The sequence below is a fragment of the Duganella sp. HH101 genome (assembly GCF_001758795.1).
GTDB classification, from domain to species: Bacteria; Pseudomonadota; Gammaproteobacteria; order Burkholderiales; family Burkholderiaceae_D; genus Rugamonas; species Rugamonas rivuli.
In genome coordinates this window covers 480177-499354 of record NZ_LRON01000002.1, presented here as the reverse complement: position 1 = coordinate 499354, position 19178 = coordinate 480177, and the positions used below count along the sequence as shown (strand labels likewise).

Sequence of the window (19178 nt, the reverse complement as noted above, 5' to 3'; positions counted from 1 at the left end):
TCTTCAGAGGTACGATGTCTTCATCTTAGGATTGCACCGAACCACTGTCCAATATATATTTAAGCCGTTACTCATACTTTAAAAAGATAACAGAGATGGAATTACGCCACCTGCGCTACTTCGTCGCCGTCGCCGAGGAGCTCAGTTTCACGCGCGCGGCCGAGCGTCTGCACATCGGCCAGCCGCCGCTGAGCCACCAGATCCAGATGCTGGAAGCGGAGGTAGGCGCGCTGCTGCTCGAACGCAGCAAGCGCTGGGTGCGGTTGACGGAAGCGGGCAAGCTGTTCCTGGACGACGCCCGCCGCGTGCTGGCGCTGTCCGAACAGGCGGTGCAGACAGCGCGCCGCGCCGAACGCGGCGAGGCCGGCGAACTGCGCGTGGGCTTCACCTTCTCCACTCCGCTCACGCCGCTGTTCGCCACCATCGTCAACCGCTACCGCCAGCGCTATCCGGGCGTGACGCTGACGCTGCTGGAAATGTCGACCGTGCCGCAATTCGAAGCCATCGCCGACCGCACGCTGGACCTGGGCCTGGTGCGCCCGCCCGAAGTGGCCGTGTCCGACGCCGTCGGCATGACCGTGCTGCGCCACGATCCGCTGACGCTGGTGCTGCCGCTGGAGCATCCGCTGGCCAAAAAGAAAAAGGTCGCCATCAGCGACCTTCAGGGACAAGCATTCGTCATGTATCCGAAGACGGCCGGCACCGGGATTTACTATCAGATTTTCCGCCTGTGCCGCGCCGCCGGCTTCCTGCCGACCATCGCCATGGAAGCGAACGAAGCGTCGACCATCATCGGCCTGGTGGCGGCGGGCTGCGGCATCTCGGTGCTGCCCAGCTCCTTCGACATCATCCGCATGGGCGGCGTCTGCTACCGCCCGCTGGCGGACCCGGAGGCCAACACCACGCTGCTGCTGGCGCAGCGCAAGGACGAAGTCTCGCCGCTGGTGGCGGCCTTCGTCGCGATTGCAACGGAGGCCGCCGCGGCTTAATTGTAGTCGGCGTCCAGCTCGGAGCCGGCGTAGTTCTCCAGCTCCGCGAACAGTGTCTTCATCGCCGTGCGGCCCTTGATATTCTGGATCACCGTGCAGCTGCTGCGGTAGCTGGCGATACGGTCCAGCAGCACCGGATGATGCTGCACCGGCACCTTGGCCACCAGCGCCGCCCAGCCTTCCTCGTAATCCGGCTTGGCCTTGCGCACCGACTTGACGAAACGCTCGAACTCCTTCTGCCCCGTGCGCGCAACCACGCGGCCGCCACCCTCGATGGCGAAGATGATGGACAGCGCAATCACACCCTCGGCGTTCAGGTCGGTATCGCTGACCGGGCCTTCGCTGTTGTGGCGGCGCAGCCAGCCGGCCAGGCGCACCACGGCCTGCACTTCCTTGCGCTGCTTGAGCATGACCTCGTAGCGTTCCAGGCCGTTCCAGTTTTCATTCGGATCGGTCTGGCACAAATCGATGAACAGGTCGCGCAGGCGGCGGGCCGAGTACACCGGATCGGTATCGTATTCGCCGACCAGCGCATCCTCCGGCAGGGCCGACAGCTCCTTGATCAGGCGGAAGCCGATCTGGAACGCGTGCTCCGCGCCGTGCTCGACCAGGAAGTCCAACGCCGCCAGGTCGCCCTCGTGCATCAGCGCGTGGTCCAGGCCCAGCGACACGCCGCCCACCGTCAGCTGCAATGCTTTCTGGATGCCGTCGGCGGTGCGGTCGTTGGTGAACTTCTCGGCCACCATGGCGGTGATGCCGGTCAGTTCATCGGCCAGCGCGTAGGCGGCGTCATCGTCCGGATGGGCAGCCAGTTGCTGGATGGCGCGGGTCAGGCGCGGTAAATTTTCTACGACGATTGCTGGCAGCATGTATCAGACACCCATCACGAGAAAATGCCGGTGCCCAGGCTGCGGCGCGAACCAGGCTTGGCGGCGCTGCGCGTGGACGGCACCTGCTTGCGCAAGCGATACAGCAATTCCTTGGTGGAGCGCTGCAGGAAGGTCGGCTCGTCGTCCGGGTCGTCGCTGAATTCGGCGTCGGCCAGGTCGGCGCTGTGGCGGAACTCCGGGAACAGCTCGAACAGCGCGCGGTCCCAGCCGTCTTCCGACGCCTGCGCCAGCGCGATCGCCAGCGGAACCACGTCGTTGTCGGACGAGGTCTGGCCGGTCAGGTAAGGGCCTTTCGAGATGATCTCGCCGGCCACTTCCAGGATTTCCTTCGGCGCCATCGAGAACAGGATCGCGAACGCGGTCGAGCCGTGGTCGGTGGCCGAGGCGGCCGCCAGCAGTTCGTTGCGGCGTTCCTCGTCGTCGGTGGAGAACACCACGCCGTGGATGTGCGCGAACAGTGATTCGGCGATGCGCTCCGGGTCGTCCTCGATCAGGTCGTCCGGCCAGGTCGCGGCGAAGAAGGCCAGGCTGTCGGCCCAGGCCTTGGGCGGCACCAGCAAGGTCGCCAGCGACATCTTGCCGCCGTCGAAGCCGGCCATGTGCAGCGCCGTCACCTGCGGCGGAATGTTGTTGAGCACTTCCACCACCGCCAGGTCGCCGAACTGGTCGGCCGCCTCGGCAAAGGCTTGCTCGGCGTGGCTCAGCGAACCGGCCAGCACCAGCTCGGTCACTTGCTTGCTCAGCGCCGGCAGATTACTTTTCTCGGTCATGGTTAGTCTCCATCCTGATCGAACATTTGGGCGAAGTCGTCGGTCGCCTGGTCTTCGTCGTCGACATCGTCGCCGTCGTCGTTGGCCGACAGCTGGTCCAGCGACTGGTCGTCGTCGTCCCACTTGCGCGGATTCTTGTACAGGAAAGCGGTGATGATGGCCTGGCGGGCCAGGTCGGGCAGGTTCTCTTCCAGCGCCGCGTACATGCGCGCCGCTTCCTCGCCCTTGCACGACGCCATCGCGAACACGCGCGCGGCGTCGCCGAACTCGTAGTCTTCCGCCTCGGCCAGCAGGCCTTTCGGATTGTTGAACTCCAGGTGGTCGACCAGCGCGAAGGCCAGCATGTTGACGTCCTCGATGCCGCCGCCGCTGGCGTACTCGGACACCAGCGCGTCGATCATGCGCTGGTAGTTCTTGCGGTCGGGCGGATCGCCGAGGATGCCCTCGATCTGGCCTTCCAGCTCGCGCGATTGATAGGCGAACTCAGGGTGTACTTTTCTAGACATTGCAAACTTTCGTTATTTTTCTGTTGTGTGGCCGGCTCAGGCCGGTGGCAGCACGGTGCCATGCAGGTTGAACACCGAACGCCACAACTGGTACGCTTCGGCCTCCGCATCGATGATGATGCGGTGGTTCACGCTCTGGTTGTATTCCTCGCGCTTGACCGGGTCGGACAGGATTTCGTAGGCCTTGGTGATGGCCTTGAAGCGCGCCTCCGCGCCGGGCGCCTGGTTGCGGTCCGGGTGGAAACGCATCGCCAGCGAGCGGTAGACCTTCTTGATCTCGTCGTCGGTGGCGTTAGGCGCGATACCCAGTGTGTTGTAGTAATTTTCCATTTTGGAAACTCCGGGCCGTGATGCCGAACAATTAAAGACGAATTATACCCGTGTGAGCAGTGCATTTTCCCGCCGGACCGCCGCAACGCAGCATTTCCGCCGCTCTCATAGGGGGGATACGGTAAAATGCCCTTTACTCGAACTTTTGCAAAGCCAACTTTTCAGATGAGCAACGACAAAAACAGCCCAGCGCCCGTCCTGACCTCCAACTTCCTGCGCGCCATCGTCGAATCCGACCTGGCGGCCGGCACCCATGTCCGCGAGGGCATGCCGAGCGTGATCACCCGCTTCCCGCCCGAGCCGAACGGCTACCTGCACGTCGGCCACGCCAAATCGATCTGCCTGAACTTCGGCCTGGCGCGCGACTACCAGGGCCGCTGCAACCTGCGCTTCGACGACACCAACCCGGCCAAGGAAGAACAGGAATACGTCGACACCATCATCGACAGCGTCAAATGGCTGGGCTTTGACTACGACTATCCGAAGGCGGACGGCGGCGTCGAGCACCATCTGCACTACGCCTCCGACTACTTCGACCAGCTGTACGCGATGGCCGAGTACCTGATCGAGCAAGGCCATGCCTACGTCGACAGCCAGTCGGCCGACGAGATGGCGGCCAACCGCGGCAATTTCAACACCCCGGGCAAGAATTCGCCGTTCCGAGACCGTCCGGCCGCCGAGTCGCTGCAGATCTTCCGCGACATGAAGGCCGGCAAATACGCCGACGGCGAGCACATCCTGCGCGCCAAGACCAGCGCCGACGCGATGGCCTCGCCGAACATGAACCTGCGCGACCCGGCCATCTACCGCATCCGCCACGCCCACCACGTGCGCACCGGCGACGCCTGGTGCATCTACCCGATGTACGACTACACGCACCCGATCTCGGACGCGCTGGAAAACATCACCCACTCGATCTGCACGCTGGAGTTCCAGGACCACCGCCCGTTCTACGACTGGCTGCTGGAAACCCTGTCGGCCGGCGGCTTCTTCAAGCTGCCGGTGCCGCGCCAGTACGAGTTCTCGCGCCTGAACCTGACCTACGTCGTCACCTCCAAGCGCAAGCTGCGCCAGCTGGTCGAAGAGAACATCGTCGACGGCTGGGACGACCCGCGCATGCCGACCATCGTCGGCCTGCGCCGCCGCGGCTACACGCCGGAAGCGATCCGCCTGTTCTGCGAGCGCATCGGCGTCACCAAGGCCGACGGCTGGATCGACATGAGCACGCTGGAAGGCTGCATCCGCGAAGACCTGGACCCGAAAGCGCCGCGCGCCACCGCCGTGCTGCGCCCGCTGAAGCTGATCATCGACAACTACCCTGAAGGCCTGACCGAGGAATGCACCTCGCCGGTCCACCCGCACCACCCGGAAATGGGCGTGCGCACCTTCCCGATCACGCGCGAGCTGTGGATCGAGGAAGAGGACTTCATGGAAGTGCCGAGCAAGGGCTATTTCCGCTACTACCCGCCGATCGACGACAAGCCGGGCAGCCGCGTGCGCCTGCGCCACGGCTACGTGACCGAATGCACCGGCTACGACAAGGACGAGAACGGCAAAGTCGTCGCCGTCCACGTCAACTACTTCGCGGATTCGAAATCGGGCACGCCGGGTTCGGACAACTACAAGGTCAAGGGCAACATCCACTGGGTCTCCGCCGCCACCGCGCTGGAAGCCGAAGTGCGCCTGTACGACCGCCTGTTCACCGACGCCAACCCTGACGCCGGCGGCAAGGACTTCATCTCCCTGCTGAACCCGAACGCCAAGGAAGTCGTCACCGCCTGGCTGGAGCCGGGCATGAGCGCGGCCCAGCCGGACCAGCGCTTCCAGTTCGAGCGCCACGGCTACTTCGTCGCCGACCGCGTCGATTCCACGCCAGGCAAGCCGGTGTTCAACCGCATCGTCACGCTGAAAGACAGCTGGGTCGCCAAGTAGGCGCAAGCAGCCAAAATGCCAGAGGCCGGCGCCGTCCCCCACGGGAGGCGCCGGCCTTTTGCATTAACGATAATGACAAAACGTCCAGGACAAATAGCAAATTTGCAAATTTACTTGACTAGCATTGCCAAAGTTTCCTATATTCAGCCTACGTCACCGCTACCAGGAGGTGCTTCAGGCAATTCATATGGCAACGTTTCTCGCGCAAAAACAATTGTTCTCGCCGACTAAACCCGTCTGGTGGGCTGGCGTCCTGTTATCGCTAGGGGTGGGAGCGGTGTTTTATGTGACGGTCTTCAAGACCATCGAATACGACGCCGCCGGACGCTTCAACCAGCAGGCCCGCAACGCCCAGTACAACATCAGCTCGCGTATCAACGCCTACACCGACGTGCTGCGCGGCACCGCCAGCTTCTTCGACGCCAGCGCCCGTGTCGACCGCGCCAGCTTCCACCGCTACGTCGGCGGGCTGGACCTGGAGCGCCATTTCCCCGCGCTCGACAACATCAACTTCACGGAATACGTCACCGACGCCAGGCGCGACGCCTTCGAGCGCGAAGCGGCCCACAGTGGCGACGGCCGGCCGGACGGCTATCCGGACTTCGCCATCAAGCCGCCCGGCCGCCGCGCCGAGTACTCGGTGCTGACCATGATCGAGCCGGTCGCGCCGTTCCGCCACCGGCTCGGGGTCGACATCAACGCCCGCGAACAGGCGGCACGCGCGATCGCCAAGGCGCGCGACACCGGCGAGCTGATCACCTCCGGCATGCCGATCGAAAACACCCGCAACGCCCAGGGCTGGGCGCTGGCAATGCGCCTGCCGCTGTACCGCAAGAATCTGCCGCTGACCGATGTGGCGCAGCGCCGCGCGGCCTACATCGGCTCGGTCGGCATCGGCTTCAGCGTGCCGCGCCTGGTGCAGGCGGCGATGGAGCAGATGCAGGTGCGCGATGTGCACCTGATGCTGTACGACGACGGCAAGAACGCCGACGGCAGCGTCTCGCCGCAAACCCTGCTGTACGACAACCGCGGCAGCACCCAGCACACGCCGCGCATGTCCGACCAGTTCGCCATCGTGCTGCCGGTGGACTTCAACGGACGGCAGTGGTCGGCCCATTTCAGCGCCCCCAAGTCGGTCTGGTACAGCCGTTTCGACGCCTTCCTGCCGTGGCTGGCCCTGGCCTGCGGCTTCGTCGGCGCCATGCTGTTCTACCTGCTGTTCCACACGCTGTCGTCGTCGCGCCTGCGCGCCATCAAGATGGCCAAGGCCATGACCAAGGAATTGCGCGACAGCCAGGCCAAGCTGCAGCAGTCGCACCACAAGCTGCGCCAGCTGGCTGCCCACGCCGACCAGATCAAGGAACAGGAGCGCAAACGCATCGCCCGCGAAATCCACGACGACCTGGGCCAGAACCTGCTGGTGCTGCGCATCGAGGCCGACCTGCTGGCCAGCCGCACGCGCCACCGCCACCCGCGCCTGCACGCGCGCGCGCGCAGCACGCTGATCCAGATCGACAGCACCATCAAGAGCGTGCGCCACATCATCAATGACCTGCGCCCGACGGTGCTGGACCTGGGCTTGAACGCGGCGGTGGAATGGCAGATCGCGCAATTCCGCCAGCGCTCCGGCATGGTCTGCGAACTGATCGAACACCAGAGCGATATCCGCATCGACGACCGCTGCGCCACCGCCTTCTTCCGCGTGCTGCAGGAATCGCTGAGCAACATCGCCCAGCATGCGCGCGCCAGCTTGGTGCGGGTCGAGCTGAAGCAGGCCGGCGGCATGCTCACCATGACCATCAGCGACAACGGCGTCGGCCTGCGCGAGAGCAGCCGCAACAAGGTGGGCTCCTTCGGCCTGGTCGGCATCGAGGAACGCGTCAGCCTGCTCGGCGGCCATTGCGCCATCACCGGCGGCCACAACGCGGGCACCACGGTATCGATCTCGGTGCCGGTGGACTACCTGCTGCCGCACGCGCCCGACGATTTCAACGCCGGCGCCCCGCTGCCGGCCGGCGCCAGCGCCTGACGTTCAGTATTTTCCTCCGATGTTAGGAAATTCCTGACAAACATTGAGAAAGATCAACAACCCGGCTTTCTTGCCGGATAAAAATTACTTTGTTTCTTTTTTTTCAACCCGCATCATCACAGCAAAGGAAATGCCATGAACGCCATCAACGCACTGGACCTGGAACCTATCAAAGTCAAGCTGATGCACAAAGAGTCCGGCGAGGGCTGGTCGCTGGAACGCGCCAACGCCATCGAAACCGAGTACCGCCGTTTCCTGTTCCTGATGAAGCAGTTCCCGAATGAGCAAACCGCGCCGCTGGTCGATGTCGACACTTTCTGGCACTACCATATCCTGGACACGATGAAATACGCCGTCGACTGCGACGCCGTGTTCGGCTATTTCCTGCACCACTTCCCTTACATCGGCCTGCGCGGCGAGGACGACCTGGAGGCGCACGAGCGCCTGGGCCATCGCATGCAGGAATTGTATGAAGAGACTTTCGGCGAATCCTACCTGCGCGGCGCCGCGCACCAGGACGTGGCCTACTCGGCCGCGCCAGGCCAGAGCGCCACCGCGTATTCGGCCGCGCCCGGCGTGACCGCCTATTCGGCCGCCCCCGGCAAGATGGCGCAAACCGCCTACTCGGCCGCTCCAGGCCAGATGGCCAAGACCGCCTATTCGGCCGCGCCGGGCCAGACGGCGAAAACGGCTTACTCGGCCGCTCCGGGCCAGATGGCGAAAACTGCCTACTCGGCCGCGCCGGGCCAGATGGCCAAGACCGCCTACTCGGCGGCCCCGGGCCACGCCGCCAAGACCGCGTATTCGGCCGCGCCAGGCGTGACCGCCTACTCGGCGGCTCCCGGCCAGGTGGCGGAAGGCCTGCAAACCGCAGCCGACGCCGGCGCAGCCGTCGAGAAAGCACGGCTGGCCAGCTTCTACAGCGACCGTCCGCGCCTGGCGCCGGCCGCCTGAGCGCTGGCGTTTGCGCCACAAACGGCGACGCGAACAGGCAGGCTGCTCAAATAAGTGGCATACTCTGGGGATATTTATCGATGACGGGAGTGCATCATGGCTGTCAATACCGTAGCTTCCAGTACCGCCACAGTACAAGCGACACCGCCACGCCAGCCTGAGCCGGTGAAGGCAGTGGCCCAACCAGCCGAACGCGTCGCGCCGCCGGCTCCGCCCCCGCCGCCGCAAGCGGCGTCCGCGCCGACCGTCAACACCAGCGGCCAGCGCATCGGCACCACCATCAGCACGTCGGCCTGATTACCGGCCTCCGGGCCGCATAAGACAACGGCGCGTGACCGAGAGGTCCGCGCCGTTTTCTTTGCGACTAGGCCGTCATCAGGCCGCCATCAATTCGCGCAGTTCGCGAATGCTGAAATCGCTGATCTCGTGCATGCGGATCAGGATGGTCGCGCCGATAGGCAGCGTGTTGTGACGGATCTTGCTGATGACCGGTGGCGCTACTTCCAGTGCGCGGGACAGGGCGGCATCATTTTTCAGTTGCAGCTTCTCGATGATGGCGTCCAGCACGCGGTTTGGGTTGTAGGTCGGCGATGCGGTGATTTCTTTGATAGACATAATGTTTTTAAGTAGGTTTCTGGCCGTCTTAGACAAAAAACGACACATGGGTAAAAAAAATTTTTAGCTCTATTACCAATGAAGCACTACAAAACACAGACATTTATGCCGGTTTTTAGTGCTTAGCCGAGATAATACACGTTTACGTTAACGAACGGCTAACTCATCAGACATTTCTGTGAGATTTAGAGAGATTTTACCCCTATTTCTTATGCTAGGAAGATATTTGTTGTAAGAAAAGGTATAAATCTTTGTAAATTCAGCTGGAACGGCTAAGGCCGGCGGCACGAAAACACCATTCAACGGCCATCAAGGCGGCCAGTTGGGCGATAGTGCCTGGGAGGAGCAAGGAGGATGCGGCGGGAAAACCTATGCCGTCTGGATACTGGTGCCAGCCTAGCTGGCGGCGGATCTCGTCGGGAGTCGGCGGAGGGCGGTGATCGCACTCACGCTGATGCATGTAGGCACGAACCTGTTCCTTGGTAGGATGGGAAGTGGCTGGCATGCGCATGGCTCCTTCGTAAGATAGCTAACAATATCGTATCATGTGACGACTTGATTGATATAGATCAGCCAAAACGCGTTGCCATTTTGGCACAAACGCTACAAAAACGGCCTGCATTAGTGCAATTTCCGCCCTGTCTTTACTTGTTTTTACATTTCCCATGACCTACGAAGAATTCCTCGACGAAGTAACAACCCTGCTCCACGAAATCTACGACCTGGACGACGCCGCCGCCATCAAACTGGTGGTCGACGCCCAGGACGCCGAGTATTTCGTCAAGCACGACGACCAGCCTGAGCTGCGCAATCCGGAACAGGCCCGCGCCGACGCCGTCGCCCTGTACGAAGCCAAACAGAACAAGGTACAGACCCAGAAGAAGCAGCAGCAGCGCGTACAGCAGAAGAAACGCCCGCCACGCGCCTGATCAGCGCGTCGCCAGCATCTGCGCCACGGTGGGATAACGCAGCCGCACGCCCAGCTCGCGCTTGATGCGGCCGTTGCCTAGCCGCCGCGATTCGGACATGAAGGACAACAGGGCCGGCGTCACCACCTGTTGCAATTCAGCACGCGGCAGGCGCGGCGGCCTGGGCAGCTGGAAGGCATCGGCCACCGCATCGAAATACGCCGCCATTTTCATATCGCTGTCGTCCACCGCGTGATACACCCGGTTCGGTCCGCCCCGGAACAGGGCCTTGACGATGATGGCCGCCAGGTCGTCGGCGTGGATGTGGTTGGTGTAGACATCGTCCGCCTCGATCAGCGCCGGCGTCCCCGCCTGCAGGCGCTTGAGCGGCAGGCGGTCGCCGGCGTAAATGCCCGGCACCCGCAGGATGGACAATTGCGCGCCGGCCCGCCGCGCCCAGCCCCGCAACACCCGCTCGGCGTCCACCCGGCGCAGCGCACGCGCGTTGCGCGGCGCCACCGGACGGCTCTCGTCGAACAACGCCCCGCCGCAATCTCCGTAGACGCCGGTGGTGCTGACATAAACCATACGGGCATGCTCAGGTAAAATGGCGGTCAGACAGCGCGTACGGCTGTCCAGCACGCCCTCGGCGGGCGGCGGCGCCAGGTGCACGACATAGGCCGCCAACCCGGCCAGGCGCCGCAGCGTGGCGGGCTGGTCCAGGTTGGCCACCAGCGGCACGGCGCCCATCGCGCGCAATTCGGCGCAGCGCGACGGCTGGCTGGTGGTGGCGAACACGCGGAAATACGGACGCAGCAGCGGCAACAGCCGCATGCCGACATCGCCGCAGCCCACGATCAGCAGGCGCGGCAGCTTGAATTTTTGACTAGTGAGTTTTTTCATTTGAAGGATTGTATGACGTTTCAAATTACTGTACAGCCCAGCGGCCATCAATTCAGCTGCGAGGAAGACGAAACCGTGCTGGCCGCGGCCATGCGCGCCGGCGTCGGCCTGCCCTACGGCTGCAAGAATGGCGCATGCAGCTCCTGCAAAGGCAAAGTGATTGCCGGTTCGGTCACGCACAAGGCGCACCAGGAACGCGCGCTCAGCAAGGACGAGGAAGCGGCCGGCCAGGCGCTGTTCTGCTGCGCCACCGCGCACTCGGACCTGACCATCGAAGCGCGCGAAGTGGCCGGCAGCGACGACTACCCGATCCGCAAGATGCCGTCGCGCGTGGCGACCATGGAAAAAATGGCGCCGGACGTGGTCGTCATGACGCTGCAACTGCCGGCCAACGAAACGCTGAAATTCCGCGCCGGCCAGTACATCGAATTCATGCTGCGCGACGGCAAGCGCCGCAGCTACAGCCTGGCCTCGCCGCCGGACCAGGACCAGCCATTGAGCCTGCACATCCGCCACATGCCGGGCGGCCTGTTCACCGACCAGGTGTTCAGCACCATGAAGGAACGCGACATCCTGCGCTTCGAAGGCCCGATGGGCACCTTCTTCGTGCGCGAGGACAGCGACAAGCCGATGGTGCTGCTGGCCTCCGGCACCGGTTTCGCGCCGATCAAGGCCATCATCGAACACCTGCGCGCGCAGGATTCGCAGCGCCAGATGGTGCTGTACTGGGGCGGCCGCCGCCCGCAGGACTTGTACATGGACGCGCTGTGCCGCCAGTGGGAAGCGATCCTGCCGAACTTCAGCTACGTGCCGGTGATCTCGGCCGCGCAGCCGGAAGACCACTGGACCGGCCGCACCGGCTTCGTGCACGCCGCCGTCATGGCCGACCTGCCCGACCTGTCCGGCCACCAGGTGTATGCCTGCGGCGCGCCCATCGTCGTCGATTCCGCCAAGCGCGATTTTGTCGCGCAATGCCGCCTGCCGGAGGAGGAGTTCTACGCCGACGCCTTCACCACCGAAGCCGACATCAACAAGCCTTAACCAGCAAGCATCCATCCCCACCGGGAGCAGACAGGGATGCAGAGTCCCCAGGCTCTGCTCCCTGAAAGCGCCCATGTCCGACAGTTCGAGCTCGTCCAACGGTTTCAGCGTCCTGCGCCACCGTAACTTCACCCTCTACCTTTCCGCCCGCACCCTCGCCACCGTGGCGGTCCAGATGCAGAACGTCGCCATCGGCTGGCAAGTCTATGCGCTGACCCACAACCTGTTCGACCTCGGCCTGATCGGCCTGGCGCAGTTCGCGCCCTTCCTGCTGCTGATCCTGATCGCCGGCCACGCCGCCGACCGCTACGACCGCCGCAACCTGATCGCGCTGGCGCTGGGCGCGCAGCTGCTGTGCGGGCTGATGCTGCTGGCCTTCACCGTCGCCGGGCTCGGCGCCGTGTGGCCGGTGTTTGCCGTGCTGGTGCTGTTCGGCAGCGCGCGCGCCTTCATGGGGCCGGCCACGCAAGCCATCCTGGTCAACCTGGTGCCGCCGGAAAGCTTCAGCAAGGCCGTCGCGCTCAGCTCGTCGAGCTTCCACGTCGCCGTCATCCTCGGCCCCACGCTGGGCGGCCTGTTCTACCTGGCCGGACCGAAAACGGTGTATATGATTTCCTCGGCGCTGCTGGTGGCCGCGGTGGTGATGATGAGCCTGGTCAAATCGGTCAAGCAGCCGAGCAACCGCGAGCCAGCCACCTGGCACACCGTGCTCGAAGGCTTGCGCTTCGTCTGGTCCAAGCCGGTGGTGCTGGGCGCCATCTCGCTCGACCTGTTTGCCGTGCTGTTCGGCGGCGCCACCGCGCTGCTGCCGGCGCTGGCGCACGACGTGCTGCACGTCGGCCCGACCGGCCTCGGCATGCTGCGCACCGCGCCCGGCGCCGGCGCCGCCCTCTGCTCGATCGCGCTGGCCTTCTTCCCGATCACGCGCCGGGTCGGCTTGTGGATGCTGGGCGGCGTCGGCGTGTTCGGCGTCTGCACGCTGGTGCTGGGCGCGACCTCCACCTTCATCGTCGCGCTGGTCGCGCTGTTCCTGATGGGCGCCGGCGACATGATCAGCGTCTACGTGCGCCACCTGCTGGTGCAGTACGAAACGCCGGACGCGATACGCGGCCGCGTCAGCGCCGTCAACTCGGTGTTCATCGGCGCCTCCAACGAACTGGGCGAATTCGAGTCCGGCCTGACCGCCGGCTGGATGGGCCTGACGCGCGCGGTGCTGTTCGGCGGCGCCGCCACGCTGGCCGTGACCGGCGCCTGGGCCGTGCTGTTCCCTGTACTGTCGCGCATGGACCGTTTCCCTCATGAGGACAAGCAATGACTCTACGCATCCCGCTGCCCGGCATCATCCACAGTCGCCCCCACCTGAGCCTGGCCGTCGCGCTGGGCGTCGTGGTCGGCCCGCTGCTGCCGCACGCCTGGCCGCTGCTGGCCCGCCTGCTGACGGCCTGGAATATCGTCGTCTGGTCCTACCTGCTGATGATGGCCTGGATGATGATGCGCGCCGACCAGCACGACATCAAGCGCGCCGCCTGCCGCCAGGATGAAAAAGGGCCGGTGATCCTGGCCACGCTGTCGGTGGCCATCATGATCAGCCTGGCGGCCATCGTCTCGCAGCTGTCGACGCTGAAGGACCTGAAGACGGCCGACATGGCGCTGCACTACGGCTTCGTGGCGCTGACGCTGACCGGCTCGTGGTTCATGATAGGCACCATGTTCTGCTCGCACTACGCCCATCTGTACTACATCAAGGACGACGGCGAGAAGCCGCTCGAATTCCCCGACCAGGCCTTGACGCCGAACTACTGGGATTTCCTGTATTTCTCGTTCACGATCTCGGTCGCGGTGCAGACCTCGGACGTGGCCGTACGCAGCCGCGCCATGCGCCAGGTGGTGCTGGGCCAGTCCGTGCTGTGCTTCTTCTACAACCTGGCCATCCTCGGTTTATCGATCAATATTGCCGCTTCGCTCATCAATGGCTAGCTCAACGTTAGCGACTTAACGCGAACCTAAGGAGAAAAGGAGTAATATTGTTTTGCAGTTCAACAAACAGGAGCAAGCGTATGCAAATCAATATCAATGCCGACAAAACCATCGACCGCCACGCCGGTCTGGATGAACATGTACAAACGGTCGTCAGCAATGCCCTCCACCGCTTCGGCGAGCAGATCACCCGCGTCGAAGTCCACCTGAGCGACAACCTGGTGCAGAAATCGGCCGACGGCGACAACCGCTGCCTGATGGAAGCCCGCGTCACCGGGTATCAACCGATCGCCGTCAGCGATCACGCCGCCACGCTGCACCAGGCCATCGGCGGCTCGGCGGAAAAACTCAAGCGCGCCATCGACAGCGCCCTGGGCCGCCTGCATGACAAGGACAAGCGCCACGCCAACGGCGCCGTGCCGGCCGAAGCCGACGTCGACGACACCGAATAATTCCATCGGGAGGGAGCTAGCGCCGTGCCAGCTCCCTCAAGTACCTCAAGCCCTGCAGCGACCGGCTGCCATACCACGACATCATCTCCCCATCGACCAGCAGCACCGGCTTGCCCAGCTGCTTTTCCAGCGCATCGGCATGCGCCTCGGTGAAGCGATACGGTTCGCTCGACAGCAACACCCCATCCACCCCATCCATCAGCTCGGCCGACCATTCGAAGCGCGGATAGCGCTGCTCGCCCAGGTCCGGCACGCTCCAGCCGATTTCCTCCAGCATGCGGGCGATGTAAGTGTCGCGCGACACCGTCATCCACGGGTCTTGCCAGATGCAGTACAACATCGTCTGCGGCCGCGACGGCGGCATGGCGCGCAGCAGCGCGTACTCCGCCTCGAACGCCGCGCACCACCCGGCCGCCGCCGGCTCGCGGCAAAACACGCCGCCCATCAGCCGGGCCAGCTCCAGGTTGTCGCGCGGACGCAGCGGATGGGTGACGACGATGTGCGGAATGAATTCCGCCAGCAGCTCGACGGTCGGCTTTTCGTTCTCGTCGATATTGACCACCAGATGGGTCGGCGCCAGCTTGCGGATCTTGTCGATATTCACATCCTTGGTGCCGCCCACCTTGGGAATGGCCTGCACCACCTCGGCCGGATGGATGCAGAAGCCGGTGCGGCCCACCAGTTGCCCGGCCAGGCCCAGGTCGCACAGCAGCTCGGTAATCGACGGCACCAGCGAGACGATGCGGGCGTTCGGATCGGCCGGGTGCTTGTTGCCGATCGCGTCGGTATATTCCATGTTCTCATCCAGTGTGGGCAATGGCGGTATTGAAGCATCTGCGGATACATCGCGCAACAACTACAGGGACGAAATTTACACAGTGCCCAGGACAGTTCAGCTATGATTAGCTTGCTTGCCCATCAGCACCTCGAAAGACGACTTTGAAACAAATCAGCACATTCGGCGGCTCCGGCTACCAGATCAGCGACTTGCAACTGTTGCGCAATTCGGACGATGACGCCGCCCTCGCCAGGCTGCTGGCGCACTGCCCCGTGATGCTGCTGGAAAGCGGCCAGGCGGTGGCCGAGTCGAACCGCGCCCGGCTCTACATCGTGCTGCGCGGCGCGCTGTCGGTGGCCACCGACACCCGCACCGGCATGGCCGACGGCACCGTCAGCAAGATACTGCCGGGCGAAAGCGTGGGTGAGCAATCGGTGCTGGACGAGGAAGCCAACCTGTCCAGCATCACCGCGCTGGAGCAGAGCGAAGTGCTGGTCATCGAAGCCGACCTGGTGTGGAAGCTGATCGATGAATCGAATGTGCTGGCGCGCAACCTGCTGCGGCTGCTGTCCTTCCGCATCCGCGCCGCCAACGCGCAGCTGCGCCGGCGCCAGAAGCTGGGCGAGTTCTACCGCCAGCTGTCGATGATCGACGGCCTGACCGGCCTGTACAACCGCGCCTGGCTCAACGACCTGCTGCCGACCATGGTCGCCACCGCGCAGGGTTCGCACGCGCCGCTGGCGCTGATCATGATCGACCTCGACCATTTCAAGAAATTCAACGACAGCCACGGCCACCTGGCCGGCGACCAGGCCTTGCGCGCCGCCGCCCACGTGCTCAGCAGCGCGCTGCGGCCCACCGATTTCGCCGTGCGCTACGGCGGCGAGGAAATGATGGTGCTGCTGCCGGACACCAGCGACAAGGTCGCGGTGGCGGTGGCCGAGCGCCTGTGCGAGCGCATGCAGCAGGCCGTGGTGTTTGGCGATATGCGCCTGCCGCTGCCGCACGTGACGGCCTCGTTCGGCGTGGCGACGCTGCAGGCGGGGCAGGACGAATCGGCGCTGATCGCCGCCGCCGACGGCGCGCTCTACCGCGCCAAGGAACTGGGCCGCAACCGCGTGGCCCATCACGAACCGCCGGCCTGAGCCGCGCAAGCCCGGCTCAGCGCGGCTTCGGCTGCCCTGCCCCCAGCGACAATCTGGCAACGACCGCATAGTGGTCGGACGCAAAACCCTGGCCGTCCTGGCCATCGACCAGCACCTCGGCGCGCGCAACGCCGGCATCGGGCGAGGCCAGGATGTAATCGATGCGGCACATATTCCGCTCCTTGCCGAACGCATGGAAGCTGACGGCGGCGGCGTCGCCATGCACGGCGCGATAGCTGTCGCGCAGCGCCAGCGGCGAACCGGCCTCGCCGAGCAGGTAGCGCACCGCCGGTTCCTGCTCGCAGGCGTTGAAGTCGCCGGTCAGCACAACCGGATCGCCGGGCTGCTTGCGGGCGGCAATCAGCTTGGCCAGCAGCCGGGCGGCCTGTTCGCGCTCCTCCGGCTTCAGCGGGAAATGCGTGTTGTAGACGTAGACGCCGCGTCCGCTGGCCTGCTCGCGCAGATGCGCCCAGGTCGCGATGCGCGGCCATTGCATGCCCCAGTCGTTGGAGCCGGCCACGTCCGGCGTCGACGACAGTTGGACCGTCCCCTGGTCGAGCGCATCGATGCGCCAGCGCGCCGTGCGGTAGAAAATCTGCGTGCCCTCGCCGCCGCCGTCGCTTTCGCGGCCGCGTCCGATGGCGGCGTACTCGCCGAGGGCCAGGCGCAGGTCGGCGACCACCTCGGGCACCGCTTCCTGGAGGCCCAGGAAATCCGGCTGCTGCTGCCGCACCAGCCCCGCCACGCGCGCCTTGCGCGAGGCCCAGTCATGCGGCGCCGGGTCGACCGGCACCCGGACGTTAAACGACATCACGTCGACGTTCAACGCCTGCGCGCACGCTGCGCCGTGAAGGCAGAACAGGCCGGCGGCCAGGCCCAGGGCCAGGCGCGTGCGCGCGGCGGATGGGGTGCAAGTGGGGGCAATGGCTGGCATCAGCGCTTCCTCGTTCGATGGTGGGTGGGACGGCATCAGGGCGTCAGCTCATGCCGGTAAGGAATGGATGGCTGCGCGCCCGCCCGCATCACGCACAGGGCGCTGGCGCTTTGCCCGAAGGCCGCCGCCTCATCCAGCGTCAAGCCCTCGTGCAGGCCGGTCGCCAGCGCGCCGATGAAGGTGTCGCCGGCCGCCGTCGTATCGACCGCGCTGACCGCGCGCGCCGGCAGGTGGCGCGGTCCCAGCTCATCGAGCAGCACCACGCCCTTGTCGCTGAGCGTGACCAGCACGCGGCGCGCACCGCGCGCGCGCAGCTGCTGCGCCGCCTGGTAGGCGCTCGGCACGTCGGTGACGGCGATGCCGGTCAGCAGGCTGGCCTCGCTTTCGTTGGGCACCAGGATGTCGATCAATGGCCAGAACGGATCGGGCAAGGCTTGGGCGGGCGCCGGGTTGAGCAGCGCCGGCACGCCGGCCGCCGCCGCCAGCCGCAAGGCTTGCAGCACGGCCGCCGCCGGCACTTCCAGCTGCACGATGAGCAGCCCGGCGCCCGCGATCAGCTCGCCGGCGGCGTCGACATCGGCCGGGCGCAGCGCGCCGTTCGCGCCGGCCGCCAGCACGATGCGGTTCTGGCCCTGGTCGTCGACCATGATCATCGCCACGCCGGTGGCGTCGCCGGTCCGCCGGACGTGGCGGATATCGACGCCGTTGGCGCTCAGCGCCGCGCACAGGTCGTCGCCGTAGCCGTCCCGGCCCGCCTGCCCCACCAGCGCCACCGGGCAGCCGAGACGGGCGCAGGCGACGGCCTGGTTGGCGCCCTTGCCGCCGGGCGAGGTCGTGTAGCCATGGCCATGCAGCGTTTCGCCGGCCGCCGGCACGCGCGGCACCCGGAACACCAGGTCCATGTTGAGGGAGCCGACCACCACTACCGGCTTGGCGGCAGCACCGGCGGCGGGGTCGCTACGCTTCATGTGCCCCCTCCGGACGCCGATAGGGAGCCGTCGACGCGCGTTGTTTCAGCTCCGGGGCCAGCACGATGTGGCGCTGGCTGTCGCGATGTTCCTCCACCCGTTCCAGCAGCAGTTCGGCGGCCAGCGTGCCGATGGTCAGCTTGGGCTGCACCACCGTCGACAACGGCGGCGCAGAGTAAGCCGCCAGGTCGATATCATCGAAGCCGACGATGGACAGCTGGTCCGGAACGCAGACGCCGGCCTCGCGCGCGGCCGCCAGCGCGCCGATCGCCATCAGGTCGTTGCAGACGAACACCGCGCTGGGCGCCGGCGTGCACTTGAGCAGCTCCTGCATGGCCAGGTAGCCGCCCAGCGGCGTGAAGTCGCCGCGCACCAGGTCGCTGTCGAAGCGCTCGACGCCGGCGTCGGCCAGCGCCTGCTTCCAGCCGGCGTTGCGCTGCGAGCTCGGCGACAAGCCGGACGGCCCGCTGATGCAGGCGACGCGGGGATGGCCCAGCTCCAGCAAATGGCGCGTGGCGATCAGGCCGCCCGCCACATGGTCGACTTCGACCAGGTCGTAGTCGAGCTCGGCCACCTCGCGGTCGAGCAGCACCAGCGGGATCTTCAATTCGCCGATGGTGGCGCGGACGATCTCGTCGCTGCCGGCCGCCACCAGGATCAGGCCGTCCACGCGCTTCTCGGCCAGCACCCGGATATACGAGGCCTGGCGTTCGGGATCGTCGTTGGAGTTGCAGATGATGACGTTGTAGCCGGCGGCGTAGCAGCGCTCCTCCACGCCCTGGATGATCTCCGCGAAATACGGATTGGAGTTATTCGGTATCACCATGCCGAAGGTGCGCGTGTTGTTGCTCTTCAAACTGCGGGCAACGGCGCTGGGCACGTAGCCCAGTACGCGCACGGCGTCCTCGACGCTTTCGCGCGCCTCCTTGCTGACGAAGCGCGTCCCGTTGACGACGTGCGAAACGGTCGACACCGACACGCCGGCGCGCAGTGCGACATCCTTGATATTGGCCATAAACTGCTGCTCACTCCCTGCGGATAAATTGAATGGTCGGAT

The 19178-nt window shown here is 65.1% G+C and carries 21 protein-coding genes; 11 read left to right on the top strand and 10 right to left on the bottom strand.

Going from position 1 to position 19178, the window contains the following annotated elements; translation table 11 throughout:
• Nucleotides 1-95: 95 nt before the first annotated feature.
• Nucleotides 96-989 carry a LysR family transcriptional regulator gene (locus tag DUGA2_RS04935; protein WP_070267571.1) on the top strand — a complete coding sequence of 298 codons (894 nt, stop codon included), beginning with the start codon at nt 96-98 and terminating at the stop codon, nt 987-989.
• On the opposite strand, the gene DUGA2_RS04930 is transcribed toward DUGA2_RS04935, so the two are convergent.
• Genes DUGA2_RS04930 through DUGA2_RS04915 form a run of 4 tightly spaced genes read right to left on the bottom strand, consistent with a single transcriptional unit; the run spans nt 986 to nt 3485 of the window.
• On the bottom strand, nt 986-1858 hold the full coding sequence (locus DUGA2_RS04930) for a hypothetical protein (protein WP_070267569.1): 873 nt from the start codon (nt 1856-1858) through the stop codon (nt 986-988). The genes DUGA2_RS04935 and DUGA2_RS04930 overlap by 4 nt on opposite strands.
• 14 nt (nt 1859-1872) lie before the next feature.
• Entirely contained in the window at nt 1873-2649 is a 777-nt protein-coding gene (locus DUGA2_RS04925; RefSeq protein ID WP_070267567.1) for a hypothetical protein, read from the bottom strand.
• A gap of 2 nt (nt 2650-2651) precedes the next feature.
• Nucleotides 2652-3155 (bottom strand): hypothetical protein, encoded by a 504-nt coding sequence (locus tag DUGA2_RS04920; RefSeq protein ID WP_070267565.1) that lies wholly within the window; start codon nt 3153-3155, stop codon nt 2652-2654.
• Nucleotides 3156-3191: 36 nt separating this feature from the next.
• On the bottom strand, nt 3192-3485 hold the full coding sequence (locus tag DUGA2_RS04915) for a DnaJ domain-containing protein (protein ID WP_008445958.1): 294 nt from the start codon (nt 3483-3485) through the stop codon (nt 3192-3194).
• 165 nt (nt 3486-3650) lie between these two features.
• On the opposite strand from DUGA2_RS04915, the gene DUGA2_RS04910 reads away from it, so the two are divergent.
• From DUGA2_RS04910 to DUGA2_RS33335, 4 genes are all read left to right on the top strand, one after another.
• On the top strand, nt 3651-5417 hold the full coding sequence (locus DUGA2_RS04910) for a glutamine--tRNA ligase/YqeY domain fusion protein (RefSeq protein WP_070267562.1): 1767 nt from the start codon (nt 3651-3653) through the stop codon (nt 5415-5417).
• Nucleotides 5418-5604: 187 nt separating this feature from the next.
• Entirely contained in the window at nt 5605-7446 is a 1842-nt protein-coding gene (locus DUGA2_RS04905) for a CHASE domain-containing protein (protein ID WP_070267560.1), read from the top strand.
• A gap of 135 nt (nt 7447-7581) precedes the next feature.
• The gene (locus tag DUGA2_RS04900) at nt 7582-8400 is read left to right on the top strand and encodes a hypothetical protein (RefSeq protein ID WP_070267558.1); all 819 of its coding nucleotides are present in this window, start codon (nt 7582-7584) and stop codon (nt 8398-8400) included.
• A 96-nt stretch (nt 8401-8496) separates the two neighbouring features.
• A complete protein-coding gene (locus tag DUGA2_RS33335) occupies nt 8497-8697 on the top strand; it encodes a hypothetical protein (RefSeq protein WP_141753190.1) in 201 nt (66 codons plus the stop codon).
• A 78-nt stretch (nt 8698-8775) separates the two neighbouring features.
• On the opposite strand, the gene DUGA2_RS04895 is transcribed toward DUGA2_RS33335, so the two are convergent.
• Nucleotides 8776-9015 carry a hypothetical protein gene (locus tag DUGA2_RS04895; protein WP_008445950.1) on the bottom strand — a complete coding sequence of 80 codons (240 nt, stop codon included), beginning with the start codon at nt 9013-9015 and terminating at the stop codon, nt 8776-8778.
• A 665-nt stretch (nt 9016-9680) separates the two neighbouring features.
• On the opposite strand from DUGA2_RS04895, the gene DUGA2_RS04890 reads away from it, so the two are divergent.
• Entirely contained in the window at nt 9681-9944 is a 264-nt protein-coding gene (locus DUGA2_RS04890; RefSeq protein ID WP_070267557.1) for a hypothetical protein, read from the top strand.
• Here the strand turns inward: DUGA2_RS04890 and DUGA2_RS04885 are convergent, their stop codons facing one another.
• Nucleotides 9945-10826, bottom strand: coding sequence for an SDR family oxidoreductase (locus DUGA2_RS04885; protein WP_070267555.1), 882 nt, complete (start codon nt 10824-10826; stop codon nt 9945-9947).
• A gap of 12 nt (nt 10827-10838) precedes the next feature.
• Between DUGA2_RS04885 and DUGA2_RS04880 the strand changes: the two genes are divergently transcribed.
• The 4 genes from DUGA2_RS04880 (at nt 10839) to DUGA2_RS04865 (ending at nt 14296) form a co-directional block, all read left to right on the top strand.
• The gene (locus DUGA2_RS04880; RefSeq protein WP_070267554.1) at nt 10839-11867 is read left to right on the top strand and encodes a CDP-6-deoxy-delta-3,4-glucoseen reductase; all 1029 of its coding nucleotides are present in this window, start codon (nt 10839-10841) and stop codon (nt 11865-11867) included.
• Nucleotides 11868-11940: 73 nt separating this feature from the next.
• A complete protein-coding gene (locus DUGA2_RS04875; RefSeq protein WP_070267552.1) occupies nt 11941-13182 on the top strand; it encodes an MFS transporter in 1242 nt (413 codons plus the stop codon).
• Entirely contained in the window at nt 13179-13844 is a 666-nt protein-coding gene (locus DUGA2_RS04870) for a DUF1345 domain-containing protein (RefSeq protein WP_083296209.1), read from the top strand. Before DUGA2_RS04875 ends, DUGA2_RS04870 begins: the two co-directional genes overlap by 4 nt.
• 80 nt (nt 13845-13924) lie before the next feature.
• Nucleotides 13925-14296 (top strand): HPF/RaiA family ribosome-associated protein, encoded by a 372-nt coding sequence (locus DUGA2_RS04865; protein WP_008445929.1) that lies wholly within the window; start codon nt 13925-13927, stop codon nt 14294-14296.
• Between the two features lie 16 nt (nt 14297-14312).
• Here DUGA2_RS04865 and DUGA2_RS04860 read toward each other — a convergent pair whose 3' ends face one another.
• The gene (locus DUGA2_RS04860) at nt 14313-15092 is read right to left on the bottom strand and encodes a helical backbone metal receptor (RefSeq protein WP_070267551.1); all 780 of its coding nucleotides are present in this window, start codon (nt 15090-15092) and stop codon (nt 14313-14315) included.
• A 143-nt stretch (nt 15093-15235) separates the two neighbouring features.
• Between DUGA2_RS04860 and DUGA2_RS04855 the strand changes: the two genes are divergently transcribed.
• A complete protein-coding gene (locus DUGA2_RS04855; RefSeq protein WP_070267549.1) occupies nt 15236-16219 on the top strand; it encodes a GGDEF domain-containing protein in 984 nt (327 codons plus the stop codon).
• 16 nt (nt 16220-16235) lie between these two features.
• On the opposite strand, the gene DUGA2_RS04850 is transcribed toward DUGA2_RS04855, so the two are convergent.
• The 3 genes from DUGA2_RS04850 to DUGA2_RS04840 are packed head-to-tail and all read right to left on the bottom strand — an operon-like array spanning nt 16236 to nt 19136.
• On the bottom strand, nt 16236-17153 hold the full coding sequence (locus tag DUGA2_RS04850) for an endonuclease/exonuclease/phosphatase family protein (protein WP_070267548.1): 918 nt from the start codon (nt 17151-17153) through the stop codon (nt 16236-16238).
• 35 nt (nt 17154-17188) lie between these two features.
• Complete coding sequence (gene rbsK, locus DUGA2_RS04845) at nt 17189-18121, bottom strand: ribokinase (protein ID WP_070267546.1); 933 nt, start codon at nt 18119-18121, stop codon at nt 17189-17191.
• Entirely contained in the window at nt 18111-19136 is a 1026-nt protein-coding gene (locus tag DUGA2_RS04840) for a LacI family DNA-binding transcriptional regulator (RefSeq protein WP_070267545.1), read from the bottom strand. Before DUGA2_RS04840 ends, rbsK begins: the two co-directional genes overlap by 11 nt.
• Nucleotides 19137-19178: the final 42 nt, after the last annotated feature.

Bases quoted from the DNA above. Each gene is read 5' to 3' on its own strand.
- DUGA2_RS04910 (WP_070267562.1), top strand. From the start codon at position 3,651: ATGAGCAACGACAAAAACAGCCCAGCGCCCGTCCTGACCTCCAACTTC.
- DUGA2_RS04880 (WP_070267554.1), top strand. From the start codon at position 10,839: ATGACGTTTCAAATTACTGTACAGCCCAGCGGCCATCAATTCAGCTGC.
- DUGA2_RS04850 (WP_070267548.1), bottom strand. From the start codon at position 17,153: ATGCCAGCCATTGCCCCCACTTGCACCCCATCCGCCGCGCGCACGCGC.
- DUGA2_RS04885 (WP_070267555.1), bottom strand. From the start codon at position 10,826: ATGAAAAAACTCACTAGTCAAAAATTCAAGCTGCCGCGCCTGCTGATC.
- DUGA2_RS04865 (WP_008445929.1), top strand. From the start codon at position 13,925: ATGCAAATCAATATCAATGCCGACAAAACCATCGACCGCCACGCCGGT.
- DUGA2_RS04930 (WP_070267569.1), bottom strand. From the start codon at position 1,858: ATGCTGCCAGCAATCGTCGTAGAAAATTTACCGCGCCTGACCCGCGCC.
- DUGA2_RS04915 (WP_008445958.1), bottom strand. From the start codon at position 3,485: ATGGAAAATTACTACAACACACTGGGTATCGCGCCTAACGCCACCGAC.
- DUGA2_RS04875 (WP_070267552.1), top strand. From the start codon at position 11,941: ATGTCCGACAGTTCGAGCTCGTCCAACGGTTTCAGCGTCCTGCGCCAC.
- DUGA2_RS04925 (WP_070267567.1), bottom strand. From the start codon at position 2,649: ATGACCGAGAAAAGTAATCTGCCGGCGCTGAGCAAGCAAGTGACCGAG.
- DUGA2_RS04895 (WP_008445950.1), bottom strand. From the start codon at position 9,015: ATGTCTATCAAAGAAATCACCGCATCGCCGACCTACAACCCAAACCGC.
- DUGA2_RS33335 (WP_141753190.1), top strand. From the start codon at position 8,497: ATGGCTGTCAATACCGTAGCTTCCAGTACCGCCACAGTACAAGCGACA.
- DUGA2_RS04905 (WP_070267560.1), top strand. From the start codon at position 5,605: ATGGCAACGTTTCTCGCGCAAAAACAATTGTTCTCGCCGACTAAACCC.
- DUGA2_RS04900 (WP_070267558.1), top strand. From the start codon at position 7,582: ATGAACGCCATCAACGCACTGGACCTGGAACCTATCAAAGTCAAGCTG.
- DUGA2_RS04860 (WP_070267551.1), bottom strand. From the start codon at position 15,092: ATGGAATATACCGACGCGATCGGCAACAAGCACCCGGCCGATCCGAAC.
- DUGA2_RS04870 (WP_083296209.1), top strand. From the start codon at position 13,179: ATGACTCTACGCATCCCGCTGCCCGGCATCATCCACAGTCGCCCCCAC.
- DUGA2_RS04840 (WP_070267545.1), bottom strand. From the start codon at position 19,136: ATGGCCAATATCAAGGATGTCGCACTGCGCGCCGGCGTGTCGGTGTCG.
- rbsK (WP_070267546.1), bottom strand. From the start codon at position 18,121: ATGAAGCGTAGCGACCCCGCCGCCGGTGCTGCCGCCAAGCCGGTAGTG.
- DUGA2_RS04890 (WP_070267557.1), top strand. From the start codon at position 9,681: ATGACCTACGAAGAATTCCTCGACGAAGTAACAACCCTGCTCCACGAA.
- DUGA2_RS04935 (WP_070267571.1), top strand. From the start codon at position 96: ATGGAATTACGCCACCTGCGCTACTTCGTCGCCGTCGCCGAGGAGCTC.
- DUGA2_RS04920 (WP_070267565.1), bottom strand. From the start codon at position 3,155: ATGTCTAGAAAAGTACACCCTGAGTTCGCCTATCAATCGCGCGAGCTG.